Source organism: Dietzia sp. UBA5065, from assembly GCA_002415925.1.
Lineage (GTDB): Bacteria > Actinomycetota > Actinomycetes > Mycobacteriales > Mycobacteriaceae > Dietzia.
In genome coordinates this window covers 10,275-14,075 of record DIAZ01000149.1, presented here as the reverse complement: position 1 = coordinate 14,075, position 3,801 = coordinate 10,275, and the positions used below count along the sequence as shown (strand labels likewise).

General features: G+C 71.9%; 2 protein-coding genes and 2 pseudogenes. 3 read left to right on the top strand and 1 reads right to left on the bottom strand.

Features of this window, described 5'->3' with window-relative positions; translation table 11 throughout:
• The 3 genes and pseudogenes from B4M60_RS12290 to B4M60_RS12280 form a co-directional block, all read left to right on the top strand.
• A pseudogene (locus B4M60_RS12290) lies at positions 1 to 372 on the top strand (hypothetical protein); the annotation flags it as partial.
• Positions 373 to 400: 28 nt separating this feature from the next.
• Complete coding sequence (locus B4M60_RS12285; protein WP_291084334.1) at positions 401 to 1,282, top strand: PspA/IM30 family protein; 882 nt, start codon at positions 401 to 403, stop codon at positions 1,280 to 1,282.
• Positions 1,283 to 1,848: 566 nt separating this feature from the next.
• Entirely contained in the window at positions 1,849 to 3,423 is a 1,575-nt protein-coding gene (locus B4M60_RS12280; RefSeq protein ID WP_291084331.1) for an HNH endonuclease, read from the top strand.
• A 1-nt stretch (position 3,424) separates the two neighbouring features.
• On the opposite strand, the pseudogene B4M60_RS12275 reads toward B4M60_RS12280, so the two are convergent.
• A pseudogene (locus tag B4M60_RS12275) lies at positions 3,425 to 3,801 on the bottom strand (NYN domain-containing protein); the annotation flags it as partial.

Sequence of the window (3,801 nt, the reverse complement as noted above, 5' to 3'; positions counted from 1 at the left end):
CAGCAGGGCCCCAACTACACGCTGGCCAAGCGGGTCCAACGCTGGCGCGCCACCGCGGCCTTCGCCGACGGCCACACCGTCTCCGTCAACGTGGCCCCGGCCACCAACACGCACTCGGTCACCAAGAACAAGATCCTCGCGGCCACCTACAAGGGCGCCCACGCGTTCGGCATCGAGATCTTCGAGGCCGCCACCTCGTCGGCGCTCCTCGCGGCGATGATGGTCCACGACCTCAACGTGGGGCGACCGGACGTGACCGTCCAGTGGGAGCACGAGTCGCACGGCGCGGCGTCGGGCGGGCTGTGGCGCCAGCCGTACCTGCCGCGAACCGCCCTGCCGGTGGCCGCATTGCTCGGTACCGTCAAGAGGTAGTACCCGCCGCGACAGTCAGGACCCCGCCATGCCGAACCCGTTCTCCAAGGGCTGGAACTATCTCAAGGCCTCGCTCGACAAGAAGGTCGACGACGCCGCGGACCCCAAGATCCTCGTCCACCAGGCCATGAACAACGCCCGCGAGCAGCACAAGTCCGTGGCGGATCAGGCGGCCGCGGTGATCGGCAACGCCAAGCAGCTCGAGATCGCGATGGGTACCAAGGCCCGCCAACTCGACGAGGTGCAGGGGCAGGTCCGGCAGTCACTCCAGCTGGCGGAGTCCGCGCGCGCCGAGGGCGACACCGCCAAGGCCGCCCGGTTCGACGCGCAGGCCGAGCAGCTGGCCGGGCGGTTGGTGATGGTGGAGCAGGACCTGGAGAACACCCGCCAGCTGCACGGACAGGCGGTCCAGGCCGCGGAGCAGGCCAAGCACGCCGTGAAGGAGTCCGAGCACCGACTGCGTGAGACCCTCGCACAGGAGGACCAGCTCCTGCTCCAGGCCACGCAGGCCGAGATGCAGCACCGGACCACCGAATCCATGACCACCCTGGAGGGCGTCGGTGGCGGCAACTCCCCCACCTTCGACGAGATCCGCGCCAAGATCGAGAGCCGCTACACCACGGCGCTCGGCAAGCAGGAACTCGCCGAGGCCACGGGAGCCATGTCCACGGCCCAGCTCGACGCCGCCGCCCACATCCGCGAGTCCGAGGGCCGGTCCAAGCTCGAACAGATCCGCGCCTCCATGGGCCTGACCGGCGGCGCCGACGCGGGCACCGACCGTCAGCTGACCGAGGGGACCGAGCCGTCGGCCGCCCCCGATCCCGCCGCCTCCGACCCCGCCGTCGCAGAACCGGAGTCGGGCTCCACGACCCCCTCGGACCCCACCCTGCCCCGGGACACCAGGGACTAGCCGAGCCGCGAGGAGCCGCCCTGCCCCCCACGCCAGCCAGGCCCGCCAGACCCACGGCCTCCGGCCGACTCGCCGAGGCCGGGTCCGTCGTGTTCACGCGCAGGCCGCCCGTCTCGCGCGGGCAGCCGTGGGCGGCGGTCACCGATCGGGCGATCCGGCCGACGGGGTGGAGGTCGAGGCGTGCGAGGCGCCGGGCCTCGTCGTCGTCCGTACCGGCCCCGACGGGTGGCTCCTCACCGTGAGGATCGAGGGCTACGACGACGAGGCGGGCCGGGATCCGGACGCACCCCGCTTCGGGCCGGACCACCACCCCGGCCTGTCCGGGCACTACCGGTCGGTGCTTGGCGGTGGAGGCTCGGCCGGCGCCCCTCCCTGCCCTCTCCCGCCCGTCGCCCGCCGACCGGATATCCGCAGGTGGACGGGTTGTGTCGTACCCCGTTGCTAGGGTGTTGCCATATCGAACGTACAAGCGATTCGACGACCGGAGCGAGGAGGTGGGGTCGGTGGCGACAGCAGGAACAACGGCGGGGCGGACGGCGGGCGTGGCGGCGGCCGGTCGCGCCGCCATGGAAGCGCTCCGTGCGGAGAACCGCGCCGCCGCGGCCCGAGTGCGCGCCTGCCATGAGCTACTCGATCTGTGCGAGGAGGAACAGCTCGTCCGCGACCTCGAGGCCGGTTACTACGACCCCGACGGCCCTGAGCGCCCGCGCGATCACGCGGTTCTCGACCCCTTCGACGTGGCGTGCGCGGAGGTCGTCGCCGTCTACGGGGCCCACCACAATCGCGCCTCGGCCATGCTCACCCAGGCCCGCACCCTCGTGCTCAGCTTCCCCGGGATCGTCGAGGCGATGGAGGACGGCCTCCTGGACGAGGCCACGGCGACCCTGCTCACCCGCCACATGAGGACGGTCGACCCGTCGGTTCTCGACAATGTGCACCGCCTGGTCGTGGACTGGCTGGTCGCGTCGATCGAGTCGGGGGATCGTCCCGGCCGCAACGCGATCCTGTCCATGACGGACAAGATCATCGCCTCCTTCGACCCAGCGGGGGTCTTGGCGCGATGCAGGGCCGCAGTGCGTGAACGCCGAGTCCGGGTCCGGCGCGGCGTGGACGGCATGGCGGACCTTCACGCCCTCCTGTCCTCCACCGAGGCGGAGGCCATCAGGAAGACGCTGGACGCCACCGCCCGGGACGTGGCCGAGCGGGAGAGAGCGGCCAGGGTCGAGGCCGCGCGCCGGTCGGCAGACCCGTCGGCCGACTACAGCGACCCCACCACCCTCGACGAACGCCGGGCGGATGCCCTGGTCGAGGCCGTCCTGGGCTCGACCCCCCTGGGTTCGACGGCCCCGGGCACGACCGCCCCGGGCACGACCGCCCCGTCCGACGAGGGGGAGGGCGCGGGCGAGGCGAAGGGCGAGCAGCAGCAGGCGAACCCCGGGCCCCAGATCCGGCTGAATGTCACCGTGCTGGCCCCGTCCGGTCCCGGCGATGAGCCCGAGGTGTACCTCCCCCGCGGCGGTCCGGCCACGATCGACGCCCTCATCGCCCTGCTCGCCCGGAGCGTGGGAGCGACCATCACCGTCCCGAACCCGGAACCGGGTTCCGCGGATTCCGCCCAGGGCAGGAGCAGGTATCGCATCAGCGCCGAGTTGGCCAGAGCCGTCAGGCTCCGCGACGGCACCTGCCGGCACCCCGGCTGTTCGGTTCCGGCGGAGGACTGCGACGTGGACCATTGCCGGCCCTTCGACCACGGCGATCCGGCGCGGGGCGGCCAGACCGAGGAGCGCAACCTGATGTGCCTGTGTCGCCGGCACCACAGGTTCAAGACCTTCCACGAATGGTTCTACCAACTCGACCGCGACGGGACCCTCACGGTCATTACCGACTCCGGCCACACCATCACCACCCTCCCCGACGGCCCGTTGGCCAGGTGGCGCAGGCGGACGGGCCAGGACGGCGGGCCCGGCACCACCGACGTGGACCTGTCCGCCCTCATGCGGCCGTGGCTCCACCCCCGGCCCCTCAGCACCCACTGGTTCCGCCGAGCCTGCCGCCTCGCCGCCGAACGACGGAGCAACATCGAGTCGGCGCGGGCCGACATCTCGGACGACATCCCAGATGACGACCCACCGCCGTTCTGACTCAGCGGTGCTTGAGCAGAACCGCTCGGATCCCCTCGTGGAAGCCGTCGCGGAGCCGGACCCGCTGCGCCTCGGTCAGGGTGAACTCGTTCAGCATCTGGCACGCGAACTGCAGCAGCGGACGGTCGATGCCCGGCGGGAGCACACCCCCGGAGAGCAGGTGCGCCTGATCCCGCTGGTCCTCGGTGGCGGCCTGCTCGTACCACCAGGTGGCATACTGCTGGCCCACGTCGAACGGCGTCTGCTCACCGGACGAGGTCCAGACCTCCTCCGAGAGCGGAACGAACTTGGAGCGCAGCGGGCGACGATGCGGCTTCATCATCGACGGGCTGGGCCGCGACGACCCGTTGGACTGCGGGCCGGGGCCGGGCACCTGGT

What these genes read in the sequence shown, in the direction of transcription:
- B4M60_RS12285 (WP_291084334.1), top strand. Translation starts at nt 401, where the DNA reads ATGCCGAACCCGTTCTCCAAGGGCTGGAACTATCTCAAGGCCTCGCTC.
- B4M60_RS12280 (WP_291084331.1), top strand. Translation starts at nt 1,849, where the DNA reads ATGGAAGCGCTCCGTGCGGAGAACCGCGCCGCCGCGGCCCGAGTGCGC.